1 protein-coding gene is annotated in these 1114 nt (G+C 64.5%); it reads left to right on the forward strand.

Annotation, left to right across the window (positions count from 1 at the left end):
• Positions 1-36 precede the first annotated feature (36 nt).
• Positions 37-1086, forward strand: a complete 1050-nt coding sequence (locus ACFV15_RS48205; protein WP_378360261.1) for an IS630 family transposase — start codon at positions 37-39, stop codon at positions 1084-1086.
• The last annotated feature ends 28 nt before the right edge of the window (positions 1087-1114 follow it).

Consider the following 1114-nt stretch of genomic DNA (forward strand, 5'->3'; position numbering starts at 1 on the left):
TATTGATCCGTAAGGCAAATATGGCATGATCGTGGTGTGAACGCGAAGGTTCGGGTGACGGATGCGCGGCGGCTTTCCCAGCAATCGCAGGAGGATCTGCGGCAGCGGGTGGTCGCCGCGGTCCAGTCAGGTCGCACTCAGGTTGAGGCGGCGGAGCTGTTCGGGGTGTCGCTGCGATCGGTGACGCGGTGGTGGACAGCGTTTCAACGCAACGGAAATCGGGCGTTGTATGCCAGGAAACGTGGTCGTCAGGCCGGCGAGCAGAAGGCGCTGGACGCGAAGCAGCAGGCGCGGTTGCGGCGGGCGGTGCTGGGCAGGTATCCGGACCAGATTCAGCTGGTGGGGCTGGTGTGGACCCGCGGTCTGGTCGCGGACCTGGTGAAACGCTGGTTCGGGCTGGACTTGTCACGGGTGACGATCGGGAAGTACTTGCGCTCGTGGGGCTTCTCGCCGCAGAAGCCGGTGCAGGTGGCGTACGAGAAAAATCCGGAGAAGGTCGCCGAGTGGCTCGAGCAGCGGTATCCCGCGATCGCGGCGAGGGCGAAGCGGGAGAAGGCCGTGATCCTGTGGCTGGACCAGACTGGGCTGCGCTCGGACGCCTCGGTCGTGGCCACGTGGGCGCCGGTCGGGAAGACCCCGGTGGTGCCCAATAGCGGCAAGCGGTTCACCGTCAACGCGATGGCCGCGATCAGCAACAAAGGCGAGCTCTACTTCACCGTGTTCGAGGGCGGGTTCAACGTCCAGGTGATGATCGAGTTCCTCGATCGGCTGGTGCGTCACGTCGACCGCAAGATCCACCTGATCGTGGACGGGCACCCCTCACACCGCGCGATCCTGCTCAAAGACTGGCTCGCCAAGCGGGCCGAGCGGATCGAGATGCACTTCCTGCCCGGCTACAGCCCCGAACTCAACCCCGTCGAACTGCTCAACGGCGACCTCAAACACCACGTCACCGCAACACAAAGCCCCCGCACCCAGCAGGAACTGGCGGCAGGCGCACGCACCCACCTGCGCCGCCGCCAGAACCAACCCGACCACGTGAAAGCCTTCTTCGGCAAGGAAGAAGTCCGCTACGCCGCAGACTGACACGCCATATTTGCCTTACGGATCAATA

Source organism: Amycolatopsis sp. NPDC059657, assembly GCF_042734395.1.
In the GTDB taxonomy this organism is placed as follows: Bacteria; Actinomycetota; Actinomycetes; order Mycobacteriales; family Pseudonocardiaceae; genus Amycolatopsis.